The following is an 18570-nucleotide window of genomic DNA, read 5'->3' as shown; positions in this document are numbered from 1 at the left end:
CGACCATAGCAGACACCTGCCGGATGCGGCAGTCAAACTTTAGAAGACAGGAATATAGCCTGGCGACCCGAACTGCGTTCGCCCGGTTATTCCGGCGATCGGCTATTTCTGGGGAGCGGCGCTCTCTGCACCCGTGGGTTGGACGTAGCCGATGCTGATATCGGCCTGCTCCTCGGTCTTCGGCCGCTTGATCCTGGCCGAAGCCACGACGACAAGCTCGTCGAAATTTTCGCCGCCGCTGTCCAGCATCTCGAAGAACTGGCGGCGCATCCTGGGCTCCCAGAACTTGTTGATGTGCTCGGCTACACCCGCCACGCCTTCCTCGCGCGGCCTGGAATGGAAGAAGGCGGCAATCTGGTTGGCCATGCGCACCAGCTTTTCCCTGGTGCTCGTGATGTGGTCTTCGTCATGCGACATGCTGGGCAACTCCCAAGACCACCCTTTTCGGGTGGGTGAAAACATCGAAATCGTCGCCGCGCACCAGCGCCACCAGTGTCATACCGGCTTCTTCGGCAGTGCGGATGGCAAGTGCTGTCGGCGCCGAGACGGCCATGATGAAAGCCGAGCCGATGGCCGCCGTCTTTTGCACCATCTCGACCGAGACGCGGCTGGTCACGACGACAGCACCGGTGGCGCCGTCAATGCCGGCTTTCGCCAGCGCGCCGGCCAGCTTGTCCAGCGCATTGTGGCGGCCGACATCCTCGCGCGCCATGACGATGCCTTTGCCCGGCACATAGAAGCCCGCAGCGTGCACGGCGCCGGTTTCGGAATGCAGCGGCTGCACCTTCGACAGCAACCTGACCGACCGTACGATGTCGTCGGCTTCAAGCGTAAGTTTCGACGCACCAACCTTGTCGACCGAGCGCATCGCTTCCTCGATGGATTCGATGCCGCACAGCCCGCAGCCAACCGGCCCGGCCAGGCGCCTGCGTCGCGCCTCGAAGCGCGTATTGGCCTGGTCCTTCAGCCGGATCTGGATATCGATGCCGGCGCCATGATCCTCGACCTCGATGGCTTCGATCTCGTCAGGCAGCGCGATGATGCCTTCGGTCAGCGAGAAGCCGAGTGCAAAATCCTCGAAGTCGGCAGGGCTCGCCATCATCACCGCATGTGTGGTGCCGGCAAAGGAGAACGCCACCGGCGTCTCCTCCGGCACCATGCGGTTCGCGGCCGCAGTGCCGCTGGCGCGGTGCGCCAGCCGCGATGTCTGCGTCGTTGCTTTGCGGCGCGCGGCCAAGACTACTCCGCCGCCTGCAGCGGAGCGATGCGGCGGCTGTTGCGCGCCTGCTCGTCATAGTCGCGCTGCCAGTCCGAAGGCCCGTTGGAGGCGCCTACTTGCACCGCCGTCACCTTGTACTCCGGACAGTTGGTCGCCCAGTCCGAGAAGTCGGTGGTGATGACATTGGCCTGGGTGTCGGGATGGTGGAACGTCGTGTAGACCACGCCGGGCGACACCCGGTCGGTGATCTGCGCACGCAGCGTCGTCTCGCCCGAACGGCTGGTCAGCCGCACCCAGTCGCCGTCGCGCACCCCGCGATTTTCGGCATCGTGCGGATGGATCTCCAGTCGATCCTCGCTGTGCCACATGACGTTTTCGGTGCGCCTTGTCTGTGCGCCGACATTGTACTGGCTGAGGATGCGGCCGGTGGTCAGCAGCAACGGGAAACGCGGCCCGGTCCGCTCGTCGGTCGCCACATATTCGGTGCGGATGAACTTGCCCTTGCCGCGCACGAAGCCGTCTATATGCATGATCGGCGTGCCGAGCGGGGCTTTCTCGTTGCAGGGCCATTGCACCGATCCGACACGGTCGAGCAGATCGAAGGAGACGGCGGCGAAGCTTGGCGTCGTCTTGGCGATCTCGTCCATGATCTCGGAGGGATGCTGGTAGTTCCAGTCAAGCCCGATCGCACGGGCAAGCTCCTGCGTCGCTTCCCAGTCCGCGTAGCGCGCTTTCGGCTCCAGGACCTTGCGCACCATGTTGATGCGGCGCTCGGCATTGGTGAAGGTGCCGTCCTTCTCCAGGAAGGTCGAGCCCGGCAGAAAGACATGCGCGTAGTTCGCTGTCTCGTTCAGGAACAGGTCGTGCACGACCACGCATTCCATCGCCGCCAGGCCGCCCGCGACATGCTTGGTGTCAGGGTCGGACTGCAGGATGTCCTCGCCCTGGATGTAGATGCCTTTGAAGGAGCCGTCGACAGCGGCATCCAGCATGTTGGGGATGCGCAGGCCCGGTTCGTCGTCGAGCTTCACGCCCCACAGGCTCTCATAGATGTCGCGCACGGCTTCGCCGGAGATGTGGCGGTAGCCCGGCAGTTCATGCGGGAATGAGCCCATGTCGCATGAGCCCTGCACATTGTTCTGGCCGCGCAGCGGGTTCACGCCAACGCCCGGGCGGCCGATGTTGCCGGTCGCCATGGCAAGGTTGGCGATAGCCATAACCGTGGTCGAGCCCTGGCTGTGTTCGGTGACGCCGAGGCCGTAGTAAATCGCACCGTTCCCGCCCTTGGCATAGAGCCGCGCAGCACCCCGGATCAGCTCCGGGTCGACGCCGGAAAGCTTGCCGACGGTCTCAGGGCTGTTCTCCGGCAATGCGACGAACGAGGCCCAGTCCTGGAACTCCGTCCAGTCACAGCGTTCGCGGATGAAGGCTTCGTCGAAAAGCCCCTCGGTGACGATGACATGGGCGAGCGACGTCAGCACAGCCACGTTGGTGCCGGGCTTCAGCGGCAGGTGGTAGTCGGCCTCGACATGCGCCGACTTGACCATTTCGGTACGGCGCGGATCGAGCACGATCAGCTTGGCGCCCTGGCGCAGCCGCTTCTTCAGCCGCGAAGCAAACACAGGGTGGGCGGAAGCCGGATTGGCGCCGATGATGACGGCGACATCGGTGAAGTCGACGGAATCGAAATCCTGGGTGCCGGCCGAGGTGCCATAGGTTTGGCCGAGACCGTAGCCGGTCGGTGAGTGGCAGACGCGGGCGCAGGTGTCGACATTGTTGTTGCGGAAGCCCTGGCGCACCAGCTTCTGGACCAGATAGGTCTCCTCATTCGTGCAGCGCGAGGACGTGATACCGCCGATCGAGGTGCGTCCGTATTGATATTGGATACGACGGAATTCCTTGGCCGTATGGGCGATCGCCTCTTCCCAGCTCACCTCGCGCCAGGGATCGCTGACCTTTTCCCGGATCATCGGCGACAGGATGCGGTCCTTGTGGGTCGCGTAGCCATAGGCGAAGCGGCCCTTCACGCAGGAATGGCCGTGGTTCGCCTTGCCGTCCTTGTAGGGCATCATGCGAATGACTTCGTCGCCCTTCACTTCGGCCTTGAAAGAGCAGCCGACGCCGCAATAGGCACAGGTCGTGACGGCGGAGCGCTCAGGCATGCCTTTCTCAAGCACGGTCTTTTCACGCAGCGCATCGGTCGGACAGGCCTGCACGCAGGCGCCGCAGGACACGCATTCGGAGGCGATGAAATCCTCATGCATGCCGGCGACCATGCGCGATTCGAAACCGCGGCCCTCGATCGTCAGCGCGAAGGTGCCTTGCACCTCCTCACAGGCCCGCACGCAGCGCGAGCAGACGATACATTGCGCCGGATCATAGGTGAAATAGGGGTTGGATTCATCGCGGGCGATGTAGTCGACCGCCAGCGAGCCATGGCCCGGCGCGACGCCGTTTTCCTGCTTGACGTGGTTGCGGCCCTCGATGCCGAAGCGGTTCTCGGTCAGGCCGACCGACTTCGCCACAACGTCGAACTCGCTGGCGCCGGTACCGGCCTTCTCGTTCCAGCCCGTCGGATGGTCGGAGACGTAAAGCTCCATGACCCCGCGGCGGATGGCGTCGAGCCGCTCGGATTGCGTGCGCACCACCATGCCTTCGCCGACCGGCGTCGTGCAGGATGCCGGCGTACCGCCGCGCCCGTCGATCTCGACCAGGCAGACGCGGCAGGAGCCGAACGAGTCCAACATGTCCGTGGCGCAGAGTTTTGGAATCTCGACCCCGCCTTCCATCGCCGCGCGCATGATCGACGTACCCTCCGGCACGCTGATGCTGCGGCCGTCGACGATCAGCGTGACCTGCTTTTGCGCCTTCGATTCCGGGGTTCCGTAGTCGAGTTCTTCGATGAGTGTCGGGAAGTCGGCCTTGATGTTCATCTGCCAGCTCCTATTCAGCAGCCGCGCGCGCCGGCGCGGGCTTGAAATCTTCGGGGAAATGGGTGATCGAGCTCATCACCGGGTAGGGCGTGAAGCCGCCCAGCGCGCAGAGCGATCCGAACTTCATCGTGTTGCAGAGATCGGTGACCAGAGCCAGGTTCTTTTCCGGCTCGATGCCGGCGGCAAGTCTGTCGATGGTCTCCACCCCACGTATCGAGCCGATGCGGCATGGCGTGCACTTGCCGCAGCTCTCGATGGCGCAGAATTCCATGGCGAAGCGCGCCTGCTTCAGCATGTCGGAGGTGTCGTCGAACACGGTGAGGCCGGCATGGCCGATCAGCCCGTCACGCTTGGCGAATTCTTCATAGTCGAACGGTGTGTCGAACAGCGCGCGCGGGAAATAGGCGCCGAGCGGGCCGCCGACCTGCACCGCCTTCACCGGGCGACCGGTGGCCGTACCGCCACCGATATCGTCGACGATTTCGCCCAGCGTCATGCCGAAGGCCGCCTCGAACAGGCCGCCGAACTTGACGTTGCCGGCGATCTGTATCGGGATCGTGCCGCGCGAGCGGCCCATGCCGAAATCCTTGTAGAAAGCCGCGCCCTTGTCCATGATGATCGGCACGGAAGCCAGCGAGATGACATTGTTGATCACCGTCGGCTTGCCGAACAATCCCTGGATCGCGGGCAGCGGTGGCTTGGCCCGCACCACGCCGCGCTTGCCTTCAAGGCTGTTCAGCAACGACGTTTCCTCACCGCAGACATAGGCGCCGGCGCCGACGCGGATTTCCATGTCGAAGGCGTTCGGCGAACCCAGCACGTTGACGCCGAGCACGCCGTGCTTGCGGGCAATCTCGACGGCCTTGTTCATCGTCGCCACCGCATGCGGATACTCCGAGCGGATGTAGACGAAACCCTTGGTCGCGCCGGTGGCGATGCCGGCGATCGCCATGCCTTCGATGAGCACGAAGGGGTCGCCCTCCATGATCATGCGGTCGGCGAAGGTGGCGCTGTCGCCTTCGTCGGCGTTGCACACGATGTACTTGCGCTCACCGGCGGTATCGAGCACCGTCTTCCACTTGATGCCGGTCGGAAAGCCAGCGCCGCCACGACCGCGCAAGCCCGATTCCGTGACCTGCTTGACGATGTCGAGCGGCGCCATGGCCACCGCGTTCTGCAGGCCCTTCAGTCCGCCGAGCGACTTGTAGGCGTCGAGCGACAGCGGGTCGTTGATGCCGCAACGCGCGAAGGTCAGGCGCGTCTGCTTGGCCAGGAACGGGATCTTGTCCGGCGCGCCCAGCCAGCGCTTGTGATGGCCACCCTTGAGGAAGCCGCTGTCGAACAGGCTCTTGACATCGGAAGGCTTCACCGGCCCGTAAGCGACGCGGCCCTCGGCGGTCGCGACCTCGACCATCGGTTCGAGGAAATAGGCGCCGCGCGAGCCGTTGCGCACGATCTTGGCCTCGATGCCCCGTTCGGCCAGTTCCGCACGAATCGCCTTGGCGACCTTTTCGGCGCCGAGCGCCAGCGCGCCGGAGTCACCTGGAATGTAGATGCGCGGGATCATGAGCGTACCTCCGCGACGATCTCTTCGAGCTTCTCGTCATCGAGCCGCCCGATCACCTCACCATCCAGCATCGCCGACGGTGAACAGGCGCAAAGCCCGAGGCAATAGACAGGCTCAAGTGTAACCGATCCGTCGCGGGTGGTCTCATGGAAATCGATGCCGAGCAATTGTTTGACCTTTGCGGCGATCGCATCCGAACCCATCGACTGGCAAGCTTCCGCCTGGCACAGCTTGAGCACGTGCCGGCCGGCCGGCCGGGCACGGAAATCATGATAGAAGGTCACGACACCGTGCACCTCGGCCCTCGACAGGTTCAGCCCATCGGCGATGACAGGCACCGCGTCCTGCGGTACGTGGCCAAATTCTTCCTGGATGCCGTGGAGGATCGGCAGCAGCGGACCCTCAAGGTCCTTCAACTCCTGAATAATGGCCGCCGTGCGCGACTGTATCTCGGTACTTGCAGGCTGCATTGGCACGCAGCGCCCTCCCTATCGTAGCGATCCATGCATATCGTCCAAAAGCATGAAGTGGTTTTGGAACAACGACATGCCTGCGCCGCTTTATCGCTAAGTGCTTAAGATTTCAGAGAAAACCTCTGAAATCAATAAAGCGGTTTCGTTGCACGATAGAAAATTTCTATCGTGCCGTTTCACCAGCTATGACTAGCTCAGCGATTGGCGTGGAAATCGTCTGCCAGCGCCATCGCCTCGTCCAGCAGCGCCTGCACCAGCGGCGTGTGCGGTTCGCGCGGCGTCGCCACCAGCCCGACCGTGTGGCTGGCGTCTGGCTCGACGATCGGAATGGCCCGGATCGGCTCGGAAAAGCCGAATGTTTCCGCAAGGTTAAGCGGCATGATCGATGACCATTTGCCGGTCCTGATATGCGAAAACAGCACGATCATCGAATTGGATTCCAATGTCGGTCGCACCTGCACCCCGGCCTCGGCCAGATGCTGGTCGATGATGCGGCGGTTCTGCATGTCCGGCGTCAACAGGCAGAGCGGCAACTGGCTGATCTCGGCCCAAGTCACTTTGTCGCGGTCGGAATAGGGATTGCCCACAGCCGTGATCAGTTGATAGCGTTCGTCATAGAGAGGCACGCTGGTCACCCGCCCCAGGGGCTCATTGTCGAGATAGGTGATGCCGGCATCGATGTCGAAATTGCCGAGCAGCGACAGCACCTCGATCGAAGTTCGCGAAAGCACCGAGAAGGTGACGCCCGGATGCTTTTCGCGAAATGGCGTCGTCAGGCGCGCCACCATGGCCAAAGCCGTCGGAATAGCGGCGATGCGAATGCGCCCGGACAGGCCGTAGCGCGCCGCCCGCATCTCTTCGCGCATGGTCCTGGAGTCGCCGACGATGCGGCGCGCCCAGACCAGCACCTGCTTGCCTTCCGGCGTCAGCCCCTGGAAGCGTGAGCCGCGATTGACCAGCATGACCCCGAGCTGCCCCTCCAGCTGCTTGATGCCGGCCGACAAGGTCGGCTGGGTGACGCCGCACGCTTCCGCCGCCCGGCCGAAATGCTCCTCCTTGGCCAGCGTGATGAAGAATTCCAGCTTGTCGATCATGCCTGCAGGCTAGCCAGCGCGGGACGGCTGCGCCAGATGGTGCCGGCGCCACAACAACACAATCTTGCCCGCAGACTGGAAATCGTTGGCCGGGACTATTTATCCACGACGTTCAGGATGTTGCCGTCCGGGTCCTTGAACCAGGCGACTTTCATGCCGGAGCCGACATGGATATCGCCCTCGAGCGAAAGACCAGGCATCTCGTAATGTTCGAAGGTGACGCCCTTCGATCTTAGCGATTTGACAATAGCTTCGATTTGGTCGCCGACCGTCCAGGTCACCACCGTCGCCTTGTTGGTTCCCGCGAATTGCGAGTGATAGACATTGATGACCGTGTCGCCGCTTTTGTAGACGACCAACTCATCGCCAATGTTGTCCACCTGCTTGAGGCCTAGCGTTCCTTCATAAAAGGCCTTTGCTCTCGCCAAGTCCTTCACTGCGATGTTGGCCGTTGCGTTGCTGTTTGCGAGCATAATCGTATCCTTCCCTGATTGTCTCCCTCATGCTGGTCATTGAAATAGGTCGCGCGCCCTGTTTGGCGACGTGCGCCGGAGCTCTCGCTCGCAGAAGCCAAGGGTGCGTCGAGGCGGCTGCTTGGTTCTCTCCGAAAACTACATTATCTGAGGTGCCGAACGCTGAGGAAAAGATCATGGCCGTCACCAAGGAAACCGTCATCGAGCGCCTGAAGACGGTCAACGGACCGGATTTCACCGGCAACATCGTCGACCTCGGCATGGTCTCCGAGATTTTCATCGCCGATTCGAAAGTGTTCTTTTCAATCACGGTTCCCGCTGCCCGTGCGCAGGAGATGGAGCCGCTGCGCGCGGCCGCCGAGCGCGTCGTCAAGGCGATTCCCGGTGTCGCCGGCGCCGTCGTCGCGCTGACGGCTGAAAAGAAGGGCGGCGGCATGGAGGCGCCGGTGCCGGCGCGCCCCGCACCCAGACCGGCTCCGCCAACTGCGCCACGCGCGGCTCCGCACGCCCCAGCCTCGCACAGCTCGGGCAAGCGCGGCGTGCCCGGCATCGAGGCGATCATTGCGGTTGCGTCAGGCAAGGGTGGCGTCGGCAAGTCGACCACCGCCGTCAACATCGCGCTCGGGCTCGCCGCCAACGGTTTGCGCGTCGGCGTGCTCGATGCCGACATCTATGGCCCGTCAATGCCCAGGCTGCTCAACATCCATGGCCGGCCGCAGACCGTCGACGGCAAGATCCTGAAACCGATGGAGAATTACGGTCTCAAGGTAATGTCGATGGGCTTCCTCGTCGATGAGGAGACGCCGATGATCTGGCGCGGCCCGATGGTGATGTCGGCGCTGACGCAGATGCTGCGCGAAGTCGAATGGGGCCGGCTCGACGTGCTCGTCGTCGACATGCCGCCCGGCACCGGCGACGCCCAGCTGACCATGGCCCAACAGGTGCCGCTGGCCGGCGCCGTCATCGTCTCGACGCCGCAGGATCTGGCGCTGATCGACGCGCGCAAGGGGCTGAACATGTTCAAGAAGGTCGACGTACCGCTGCTCGGCATCGTCGAGAACATGAGCTATTTCGTCGCGCCCGACACTGGCAAGCGCTACGACATTTTTGGCCATGGCGGGGCGCGGCGCGAAGCCGAGCGCCTCGGCGTGACCTTCCTTGGCGAGGTGCCGCTGGAAATGGGCATTCGCGAAAGCTCGGATGAAGGTGCGCCCGTGGTGGCGTCGAAGCCCGATAGCCCCGAGGCGAAGATTTACCGCGATATTGCTTCGAAGATCTGGGACCGAGTCAACGAAGAACGCGGCGCGGCCGAAGCGGCGGTGCCGAGCATCGTGTTCGAGTGAGAGAGACTTAACCGCCCACCTTCTCGCCGAACGTCGAAAAGAACTGACCCGCCAATTTCTTCGACGTCGATTCGATCAGCCGGCTGCCGAGCTGAGCGATCTTGCCGCCGACATCGGCTTTGGCCGCGTATTTGAGCACCGTCGCATCCGGCCCGTCCGCTGTCAGCGTCACATCGGCGCCGCCCTTGGCGAAGCCGGCAATGCCACCCTTGCCTTCGCCCTGTATGGTGTAGGCGTGCGGTGGCTTGAGGTTTTTCAGCGTCACTTCGCCGTTGAACGTCGCCTTGATAGGCCCGATCTTCAGCACCACGGTCGCTGCCATTTCGGTCGGCGATTTCATCTCCAGGCTCTGGCAGCCGGGAATGCTCTCCCGCAGCACGTTCGGATCGTTCAGCGCCTCCCACACTTTCTGCAGAGGTGCGACAATGCGTTCCTCGCCTTCGATCACCAAAGCCATGCAAACCTCCCCGCACCAGACTGTTCAAAGGCCTAACGCAGCGCTCGATGCATGTCTATCGCACCAAAGTCCGGTTGCGACCGTGCGCCCTCTTGCCTGCTTCCGCGCGTTGCCATATCGATTTGTCTTACAAATACGGAGACCACGATGGCAGGCGCCCCCACCAGGAAGAAGAAATTTCGCTCGCAGGAGTGGTTCGACAATCCCGACAATCCGGGCATGACCGCGCTCTATCTCGAACGCTACCTGAACTACGGGCTGACGCGGGCCGAACTGATGTCGGGCAAACCGCTGATCGGCATCGCCCAGACAGGCTCGGATCTGTCGCCTTGCAACCGCCACCATATCGAGCTGGCCAAGCGCGTGCGCGAAGGCATCGTCTCGATGGGCGGCATTCCCTTTGAATTCCCCTGTCATCCGATCCAGGAAACCGGCAAGCGCCCGACCGCGGCGCTCGACCGCAACCTTGCCTACCTCGGCCTCGTCGAGGTGCTTTACGGTTATCCGCTCGACGGCGTCGTGCTGACTATCGGCTGCGACAAGACCACGCCGGCGCTGCTGATGGCGGCGGCGACCGTCAACATTCCGGCGATCGCGCTGTCGGTCGGCCCGATGCTCAATGGCTGGCACAAGGGCAAGCGCACGGGCTCCGGCACCATCGTCTGGGAATCGCGCCAGCGGCTATCGGCCGGCGAGATCGACTATGACGAGTTCATGGACATTGTCGCCTCTTCGGCGCCGTCCACCGGCTATTGCAACACGATGGGCACCGCCACCACGATGAATTCGCTGGCCGAGGCCCTCGGCATGCAGTTGCCGGGCTCGGCCGCCATTCCAGCGCCCTATCGCGAGCGCGGCCAGATAGCCTATGAGACGGGCAAGCGCATCGTCGACATGGTGCATGAGGATCTGAAGCCGTCCGACATCATGACACGGCATGCGTTCGAGAACGCCATTGTCGTCAATTCGGCCATCGGCGGCTCGACCAACGCGCCGATCCACCTCAATGCCATCGCCCGCCATCTCGGCGTGCCGCTCGACAATGACGACTGGCAGAAGGTCGGCCTCAACGTGCCACTGCTCGTCAATCTGCAGCCGACGGGTGAGTATCTCGGCGAGGACTACCACCATGCCGGCGGCGTGCCGGCCGTGGTGGCCGAGCTTTTGAAGGCCGGACTTTTGCCGCACCCCGACGCTGTGACCGTCAACGGCAAGTCGATCGGCGACAATTGCCGCGGCGTGGCCAACGAGAACCGGGATGTCATCCGCAGCGCCGACAAGCCGCTCAAGGCCAATGCCGGCTTCATCAACCTCAGCGGCAATCTCTTCGATTCGGCGATCATGAAGACCAGCGGCATTTCGCCGGAGTTCCGCGAGCGCTATCTGTCCAACCCGAAAGACCCGGAAGCCTTTGAAGGCAACGCCATGGTCTTCGACGGGCCGGAGGATTACCACGCCCGCATCGACGATCCGGCGCAAGGCATCGACGAGCACACCATCCTGTTCATGCGCGGCGCCGGCCCGATCGGCTATCCCGGCGGCGCCGAGGTCGTCAACATGCAGCCGCCAGCCTACCTCATCAAGAAGGGCATCCATGCGCTGGCCTGCATCGGCGACGGCCGCCAGTCTGGCACGTCGGGCTCGCCGTCGATCCTCAACGCCTCACCGGAAGCGGCTATCGGTGGCGGCCTGGCGCTGCTCAAGACCGGCGACCGCGTGCGCATCGACCTGAACAAGGGCACCGCCAACATCCTTGTCAGCGACGACGAAATCGCCAAGCGGCGCGCAGCACTCCAGGGCAATGGCGGCTTCCACTATCCGCAGCACCAGACGCCATGGCAGGAAATCCAGCGCGGCATCGTCGACCAGTTCGACCAGGGAATGGTGCTGAAGCCGGCGGTGAAATACCAAGATGTGGCGCACACCAGGGGCGTGCCGCGCGACAACCACTGAGTGCTATAACCTTGGTGAAGTCAAAGGCGGCTTGCCCTCGGGCAGGCCGCCTTTTCTCATGCTGGCGCTCTTGTATCGGTCGAGATGGACCTACAGATAAGCCCTCTCGACACGTCCTGTTCAAAGGATGAGACCCTTGGCCAAACGGCGCTCTTCCCTCGGTTTTCTCGGCATGTTCGGCCGCTCGGGCGACTTGCGGGAACTAGACAGCGCACTGCGCGGCGCCGATCTTCATCCGGCCCTTGTTCCCGAGGGCGTAAAGCTCACCATCGTAAACCTGATGAAGGATCATTGGCCAGACGAGCCGCCGCCGGACGCCTACCGGTCTGTGGCGCAGCTGTTCAGTTATTGCGTCGCCGGGCCGGAGACATTCGGGCAGGCCAACGGCCCGGAGCGACGGCTGGGCGCCGAGCGCCGCATCGAAGCAGCGCTTGAGACCGGCGACAGCCTGGACGCGCAGATCGTGCTGATGGCGCTGCACGGCAAGCTGATCAGCAGCGAGGTCGTCGAGCGTTTTGGACTAAGCGCGGACTGATTTTCGTAAGGTAAGGCTTACCCGCCCATGCCGCTGCGCGGCAACTTGATCATCTCGCCGAAGCGGGCGCGCAACTTGTCGTCGAGCAGCTTCGGCACATGGCGAGGGAAGCGCTCGGCAAGCACCCGCTTCTTCTCGATGATCGCCCGCTGCAGGATGTCGGGCCTGCCCTTCTCGTTCCATTCCTTGGGAGAAAAGCGGTCGCCGACAGCCGGATAAAAGTACTCGGTCTGCATCAGGCGCAGCGTCTGCTCATTGCCGAGATAGTGGCCGGGGCCGTTCATACAGACTTCAGCGATGGTGTCGATCGACAGCGCTTCGTCGGTCACCTCGATGCCGCGCACGCAACGCAGGCAATGGCCCAGCATGTCGTTGTCGATGATCAGGCTTTCCAGGCAGAAGCCGAGCAGCGAGGCATGCATGCCGGCCGATTCATAGACCAGGTTGAGGCCGGCAAGGCCGGCCATCACATCGGTGATGCCCTTTTCATAGCCGGACTGGATGTCGGGCAGTTTGGAATCCGTCATGCCCGCGGCCGAACCACCCGGAAGGTCATAGAATTGCGCCATCTGCGCGCAGGCGGAAGTCAGCACCGCCTGCTCGGCCGAGCCGCCCGACATGGCGCCGGTCCTGAGGTCGGAGACGAATGGCCAGGTGCCGAAGATCGCGGGGTGTCCGGGCTTGATGGCGTTGACATAGACGAGGCCGGCAAGCACTTCCGCCACCGCTTGCACGACAGCACCTGCAATCGCCGCCGGGGCGGTGGCGCCGGCCTGGCCGGCCGACAAGAGCAGGATCGGAATGCCGCCTTCGACGCAGGCTTCGAGCACGCCGCAGGCGTCCTCGGCAAATTTCATCGGCGGCACGACGAAGCAGTTGGAGTTGGAGACGAAGGGCCGGGCGCGGAAATTCTCCTCGCCGCCGGCGATCGCATAGAGCATCTCCAATGCCGGCTGCACGTTCTCGCGCACAGTGAACGAGGTGCCGACATGCTTGGACGTGCCCATCACGCAGGCGTAGAGTGTGTTGAAGTCCATCTCGAGCGGATCGGGAATGTCGCGCGGCACCATCGGCCGCTGGAAGAAGTGGATGTTGTCGAGCCCTTCGACGAGGCGGGCGGCGTCGTAAATGTCTTGCACCAGCGACTCGCGGTATTCCCGCTTTTCGACATCGACCAGGTGCACCGCGGCACCTGCGGTGCCGTAATGCACCCGCTTGCCCTGGATCAGCATGTCATGCCTCGGATCCTGGCCGTGCAGCGTAAAATTCCGCGCCGCTTTTTTGATCGTGTCCAGCACCAGTGCGCGGGGGAAGCGAATACGCCCATCATCGCCGTAGATGGCGCCGACCCCGGTCAGCGCCTCGATGCAGGAGGGAATGGCATTGGCGAAGCCGACGGTCTCCAGCAGCGTCAGCACCGCTTCATGGATGCGCTCCTGATCGTTCCGGCTGAGTGGGCCGTAGCTGCCGCCTTCAAGCCCGGCGCGCACCGGCCTGATGTCGTCGGCCAAGGGTGCGGCCCGCATCGCGCGGCGCGCTTCGCGCCCGCCGGATCGGCGCGAGCGCTGGTCAGCCTCCTGCTTCTCGGGCGCATCCTGCTTCTCAAGAGCCACTGACATGGGAGGCACTCCACCTTATCTTGCGAAACCGGACGCGGTGATTGGTCCACCGTCGCCTGCTTCGTCCCCTCTGTCAGCCGACTATGCCGCCGGTATTGGCCCAGCCTATGGGCCAGCTGCTATGGTCGAATATGCCAGAGAGCTAAAGCGGGGCGATGGTGCCAAGCAAAAGGGAGCCGGCTTGCGCCGGCTCCCTTCACAAAGTCAAGCCGTGTATCAGGCTGCTGCCGGCCTGCGTCCGGCTGCGGTGGCCAGCTCGCGAATGCCTGGTTCGATGTGCTGCAGCGCGATCGAGGAGATGCCCAAGCGCATGAAGCGCGACGGCTTTTCGGTGAGGTCGAAGAAACGGTCGCCGGGCTCGATAATGACGCTGCGCGACGCAGCGGCTTCGGCTAGTCCGCGGGAATCGGTGCCGCGCGGCCCCTCCAGCCAGAGCGATGTGCCGCCGGCGGAGTCGGTCGAACGCCATTCCGGCAGGAATGCGGAAATCGCATGGACCAGACGCTTGCGGCGTTCGTCGAAGGCCGACGACAGACGTCGCACCAGTGCCTCGTGATGGCCGAGCGACAGGAACAGGGCGACGGCACGCTGGTTGTTTGCCGGCGGGTGCCGCAGCATGAAGCGGCGCAGCGCCCTGAGCTCAGCGATTAGTCCAGCGGACGCCACGATGTAGCCAAGCCGCAGGCCCGGAGCCAGCGTCTTCGACATCGAGCCGACATAGATGACGCGGCCCGAGCGGTCGAGGCTCTTCAGCGCCTGCTGCGGCGCCTCGTCAAGAAGCTGGCTGTCATAGCCGTCCTCGATGATGATCTGGTTGTGGCGGTTGGCGCGCGCCAACAGATCCTGCCGGCGCTCCGCCGACAGCGGAACCATTGTCGGGCAATGGTGGCTGGGGGTGACGAAGACAAAGCCGGAATCGTTGGGGATGGAAGAAGTTACGATGCCGGACTGGTCGACCGGAACCGGCTGGATGTCGGCGCCCGCCAGCCTGAAGATCGAGCGCGCATCGGGATAACCCGGATCCTCCATTGCCACCTTCGAGCCCTTGGTCATCAGCAGCGTCGCCAGCATGTAGAGCGCGTTCTGGGCGCCCAGCGTGACGATGATCTCGTCGGGATTGGCAAAGATGCCGCGCCGCGGCAAGAGCCGCGCCTGGATCTGTTCGATCAACAGCGGATCGTCGCGGTCGACCATGTCCGAGGCCCAATTGCGGATCTCGAGCACGGCCAGCGCCATGCGGTTGCACTCGCGCCATTCGGCGGTCGGGAACAGCGCCGGGTCGAACTGGCCATAGACGAACGGGTAGGACGACTTGATCCAGTTGTCGTGCTTGGCCGGCGGCGGCATGTCGCTGGCGGCGATCTGCCGGCGCGCCTTCCAGTCGATCTCGTTCTGCTGGTCCGGCGCCTTCTGGTGCGGCTTGGCGGGGGTGGCCAGCACGTCCGGATTGACGAAATGGCCGCGCCGTTCGCGCGCCACCAGGAAACCCTGGTCGACCAGCTGCTGGAACGCCAGCACTACCGTGCCGCGCGCGACGCCGAGTTTCTCGGCCAGGATGCGGCAGGACGGGAGCGGCATCGAAGCCGCGATCTGCCGGTCGAGGATGGCGGCGACGATCGCCTGGCGGATCTGCGCCTGCAGTGTCTGGCCCGATTCCGCAGAAATCCGGAACAGGCCGGACCATATGGCCGTGTCATTACGCTGTGGCATGGAAGATGTTCCTCGATGGCCAAACTTTTTTGCTTGGCTGGACCAGCGGAAGGTAACCGTGGCACAAGGGGTTGCGCCAATCAATTTTTCTGATCGCTGGGATTTATGCCAGTGATCCTTCGCGCGACGCGCAGCGTCGTCGCGCCGCGTTTTCCCCGGGTGACGCTTGCGTCATCACGCCCGCGCAACCAATCGCGTCATCGCTTCCCGCCGCTGTGTCCCGCGACCGCAATGTTGCGCTGCGTCATCCCCACGCATTGAAACAAATGGAATTCGGCTCAATAACTCCAGCGCGACACGCGCCGGAAACATCCGGTCTGATAAGATGTCGTGAAAAAGCGTCAGGAGCCCGGCATTGGATCACTCGTCCTTCGACAAACAGCTTGCCGCCTTGCGCGCTGAGCGCGCAGCCGCATCGGGCACGATGCGCGAGGCTTTTGCCGCCGACCCCAAGCGCTTCGAGACATTCTCGGCCAGCGACGGCGACCTCTTGCTCGACTGGTCGAAATGCGCGGTCGACCAGCGCACGATGGAACTGCTCGAAAAACTCGCCGGCGCCGCCGACCTCGAGGGACGCCGCGCTGCGATGTTCTCCGGCAAGAAGATCAACATCACCGAGGACCGCGCTGTGCTGCACACGGCGCTGCGCAACCTCTCGGGCAAGGGCGTCACCGTCGACGGTCAGGACGTCAAGGCAGATGTGCTTGCCGTGCTCGACGCCATGGGCGCGTTTGCCGATGCCATTCGCTCCGGCAAGGCCGCCGGCGCCACCGGCAAGAAGATCACCGACATCGTCAATATCGGCATTGGCGGCTCCGATCTCGGCCCAGCCATGGCGACGCTGGCGCTGGCGCCCTATCATGACGGCCCGCGCGCGCACTACGTCTCCAACATTGACGGCGCCCATATCCACGACACGCTGAAGGGCCTGTCGGCGGAAACCACCCTGTTCATTATCGCCTCGAAGACCTTCACCACGGTCGAGACGATGACCAATGCCGAGACGGCGCGCAAATGGGTGCAGAAGGCACTCGGCAAGGATGCCGTCGGCAAGCATTTCGCCGCCGTCTCGACCGCGCTCGACCTGGTCGCCAAGTTCGGCATCGAAGCCGACCGCGTCTTCGGCTTCTGGGACTGGGTTGGCGGCCGCTATTCGCTGTGGGGCGCCATCGGCCTGCCGGTGATGATCGCCATCGGCCCGCGCAATTTCCGCGCCTTCCTCGACGGCGCGCATGAGATGGACGAGCACTTCCGCACCGCGCCCCTGCAGAAGAACCTGCCGGCGCTGCTGGGACTGGTCGGCTGGTGGCATCGCGTGGTCTGCGGTTATCCGGCGCGTGCCATCATCCCTTACGACCAGCGTCTGTCCAGGCTTCCGGCCTATCTGCAGCAACTCGACATGGAATCGAACGGCAAGGGCGTCACTCTTGACGGTACACCGGTGACGACGCCAACCGGACCGCTGGTCTGGGGCGAGCCCGGCACCAATGGCCAGCACGCCTTCTTCCAGCTGCTGCATCAGGGCACCGATTTCATCCCGGTCGAGTTCCTTGCCGCCGCCGTCGGGCATGAGCCCGATCTGAAGCACCAGCACGATCTGCTCCTCGCCAATTGCCTGGCGCAGTCGGAAGCGTTGATGAAGGGCCGCACGCTGGAAGAGGCGCGCGCGCAGATGCTGGCCAAGGGCATGAAGCCGGCCGATGTCGACAAGATCGCTCCGCACCGCGTCTTCTCCGGCAATCGTCCGTCGGTGACCATCCTTTATCGCAAGCTCGACCCGCGCACCTTCGGCCGGCTGATCGCGCTCTATGAGCACCGCGTTTTTGTCGAGGGCACTCTGTTCAACATCAACTCCTTCGACCAGTGGGGCGTCGAGCTCGGCAAGGAGCTGGCGACCGGCCTGCTGCCGGTCGTGGAAGGCAAGGAGAGCGCCGCCAAGCGCGACGCCTCGACGGCCGGGCTGGTGGCGCGCATCCAGCAATTGCGGGGTGCGGCATGAAAAACCCGGCGGATATCAAGGGCATATTGTTCGACAAGGACGGCACGCTCGTCGATTTCAATGCGACATGGCTCGGCATTGCCGATTTCATGGCCATGGATGCCGCCGAGGGCGATCGCTGGAAGGCCGACAGGCTGCTTTCGGCGGCAGGCTTCGATTTTGTCGCCAAGCGCTTCAAACCGGATTCCATTTTCGCTTCCGGCACCAACATGGATGTCGTTGAACTGTGGTTCCCGCGCCTGTCCGACGAGGACCAGATGCTGGCCGTCGCCCGCTTCAACGAGATCACCTCGGTGCAGGGTTCATCTCTGGCGGTGGGCCTGCCGGGCATCGTCGAAGCGCTGACGGCGCTGCACAAACGATCCTACCGGCTCGGCGTCGCCACCAACGATTCAACCGCCGGCGCGGAGAAGACCATGGTCACGCTCGGCGTCGCCCAGCTCTTCGACGCCGCCTATGGTTATGATGCGGTGGCCAATCCGAAACCAGCGCCGGACACGATCCTCGCCTTCTGCGACCTGACCGGGCTGCGGCCGGCCGAGATCGCCATGGTCGGTGACAACCGTCACGACCTGGAGATGGCGCGGGCCGGCGGCTGCGGGCTGGCGGTCGGCGTCCTCTCCGGCACCGGCACGCGGGAATCGCTGTCGTCGATCGCCGATGTCGTTCTGGATTCGGTTGCCGACCTCCCCGACTTTCTGTCGGCGCGGGTCAAGGAGACGGTCTGACAGGGAGGGGAAGGGGCAAAACGGCACTGTGCCGTCAATGGCCGTGATTGGCCGCTTCCTGCCTGTCCGGTTTCGGGTAGCATTCGGAAAGCGGACACACTCGTTGACTGGCGCGACGACTAAAATGCCGTTTGCCGGACACGGCAAGGATGCTGAGGGCCTCTCGTATATCGATGTGATGAATCCTTTCGCGTTCGCGTCGACAGGATTCGATGATCTCGGCCGGCGGTGGCAACGACAAACATTGCGTTGCGCTCGGATACCGCTACTTTCCCCCGGGAACTTGGCCTGTGTACAACCGTGAAACCATCAAAAATCACCGCTGTCGATTTCTTCGACGATCTTGGAGTAGGGCCCCGGTGGGGAACTCCCGTCGCCAGTTATGTGGCCGAGCCGATGCGCCCGACGCCCGCCCCGAGACCAAGACACGGAAGGCCGGCACCCAGCCCGCGGATGAGAGTCTGATC

At 63.6% G+C, this 18570-nt stretch carries 15 protein-coding genes; 5 read left to right on the top strand and 10 right to left on the bottom strand.

What is annotated here, in order from left to right:
• Positions 1 to 102: 102 nt before the first annotated feature.
• From ACWGTI_RS16915 to ACWGTI_RS16885, 7 genes are all read right to left on the bottom strand, one after another.
• A complete protein-coding gene (locus ACWGTI_RS16915; protein ID WP_454576668.1) occupies positions 103 to 417 on the bottom strand; it encodes a formate dehydrogenase subunit delta in 315 nt (104 codons plus the stop codon).
• Complete coding sequence (fdhD, locus tag ACWGTI_RS16910; protein WP_454588157.1) at positions 407 to 1237, bottom strand: formate dehydrogenase accessory sulfurtransferase FdhD; 831 nt, start codon at positions 1235 to 1237, stop codon at positions 407 to 409. Before fdhD ends, ACWGTI_RS16915 begins: the two co-directional genes overlap by 11 nt.
• A gap of 2 nt (positions 1238 to 1239) precedes the next feature.
• Entirely contained in the window at positions 1240 to 4152 is a 2913-nt protein-coding gene (fdhF, locus tag ACWGTI_RS16905; RefSeq protein ID WP_454588156.1) for a formate dehydrogenase subunit alpha, read from the bottom strand.
• Between the two features lie 10 nt (positions 4153 to 4162).
• Positions 4163 to 5719: a formate dehydrogenase beta subunit gene (locus ACWGTI_RS16900; protein WP_454588155.1), complete on the bottom strand. Its 1557-nt coding sequence runs from the start codon at positions 5717 to 5719 to the stop codon at positions 4163 to 4165.
• On the bottom strand, positions 5716 to 6195 hold the full coding sequence (locus tag ACWGTI_RS16895; protein WP_454588154.1) for a formate dehydrogenase subunit gamma: 480 nt from the start codon (positions 6193 to 6195) through the stop codon (positions 5716 to 5718). The genes ACWGTI_RS16900 and ACWGTI_RS16895 overlap by 4 nt, the downstream gene beginning before the upstream one ends.
• A 191-nt stretch (positions 6196 to 6386) precedes the next feature.
• On the bottom strand, positions 6387 to 7286 hold the full coding sequence (locus tag ACWGTI_RS16890) for a LysR family transcriptional regulator (RefSeq protein WP_454588153.1): 900 nt from the start codon (positions 7284 to 7286) through the stop codon (positions 6387 to 6389).
• A gap of 95 nt (positions 7287 to 7381) precedes the next feature.
• Positions 7382 to 7759: a VOC family protein gene (locus ACWGTI_RS16885; RefSeq protein ID WP_454588152.1), complete on the bottom strand. Its 378-nt coding sequence runs from the start codon at positions 7757 to 7759 to the stop codon at positions 7382 to 7384.
• Positions 7760 to 7932: 173 nt separating this feature from the next.
• On the opposite strand from ACWGTI_RS16885, the gene ACWGTI_RS16880 reads away from it, so the two are divergent.
• A complete protein-coding gene (locus ACWGTI_RS16880) occupies positions 7933 to 9102 on the top strand; it encodes an Mrp/NBP35 family ATP-binding protein (RefSeq protein ID WP_454588179.1) in 1170 nt (389 codons plus the stop codon).
• 7 nt (positions 9103 to 9109) lie between these two features.
• Here the strand turns inward: ACWGTI_RS16880 and ACWGTI_RS16875 are convergent, their stop codons facing one another.
• Complete coding sequence (locus ACWGTI_RS16875; RefSeq protein WP_454576661.1) at positions 9110 to 9559, bottom strand: SRPBCC family protein; 450 nt, start codon at positions 9557 to 9559, stop codon at positions 9110 to 9112.
• A 147-nt stretch (positions 9560 to 9706) separates the two neighbouring features.
• Here ACWGTI_RS16875 and ACWGTI_RS16870 point away from each other — a divergent pair, with 147 nt between their 5' ends.
• Both ACWGTI_RS16870 and ACWGTI_RS16865 read left to right on the top strand, forming a co-directional pair.
• Positions 9707 to 11512 (top strand): IlvD/Edd family dehydratase, encoded by a 1806-nt coding sequence (locus ACWGTI_RS16870; protein ID WP_454588151.1) that lies wholly within the window; start codon positions 9707 to 9709, stop codon positions 11510 to 11512.
• A 136-nt stretch (positions 11513 to 11648) separates the two neighbouring features.
• Positions 11649 to 12047 (top strand): hypothetical protein, encoded by a 399-nt coding sequence (locus ACWGTI_RS16865; RefSeq protein WP_454588150.1) that lies wholly within the window; start codon positions 11649 to 11651, stop codon positions 12045 to 12047.
• 17 nt (positions 12048 to 12064) lie between these two features.
• On the opposite strand, the gene ACWGTI_RS16860 is transcribed toward ACWGTI_RS16865, so the two are convergent.
• On the bottom strand, positions 12065 to 13666 hold the full coding sequence (locus tag ACWGTI_RS16860) for a trimethylamine methyltransferase family protein (protein WP_454588149.1): 1602 nt from the start codon (positions 13664 to 13666) through the stop codon (positions 12065 to 12067).
• 216 nt (positions 13667 to 13882) lie between these two features.
• The gene (gene pdxR, locus ACWGTI_RS16855) at positions 13883 to 15376 is read right to left on the bottom strand and encodes a MocR-like pyridoxine biosynthesis transcription factor PdxR (RefSeq protein WP_454588148.1); all 1494 of its coding nucleotides are present in this window, start codon (positions 15374 to 15376) and stop codon (positions 13883 to 13885) included.
• A 355-nt stretch (positions 15377 to 15731) separates the two neighbouring features.
• Between pdxR and pgi the strand changes: the two genes are divergently transcribed.
• On the top strand, positions 15732 to 17375 hold the full coding sequence (pgi, locus tag ACWGTI_RS16850) for a glucose-6-phosphate isomerase (protein ID WP_454588147.1): 1644 nt from the start codon (positions 15732 to 15734) through the stop codon (positions 17373 to 17375).
• Positions 17372 to 18103 carry an HAD family hydrolase gene (locus ACWGTI_RS16845; protein ID WP_454588146.1) on the top strand — a complete coding sequence of 244 codons (732 nt, stop codon included), beginning with the start codon at positions 17372 to 17374 and terminating at the stop codon, positions 18101 to 18103. The genes pgi and ACWGTI_RS16845 overlap by 4 nt, the downstream gene beginning before the upstream one ends.
• Positions 18104 to 18570: the final 467 nt, after the last annotated feature.

This window comes from Mesorhizobium sp. ArgA1, assembly GCF_053714375.1.
This window is presented reverse-complemented; position numbering and strand designations above follow the sequence as displayed.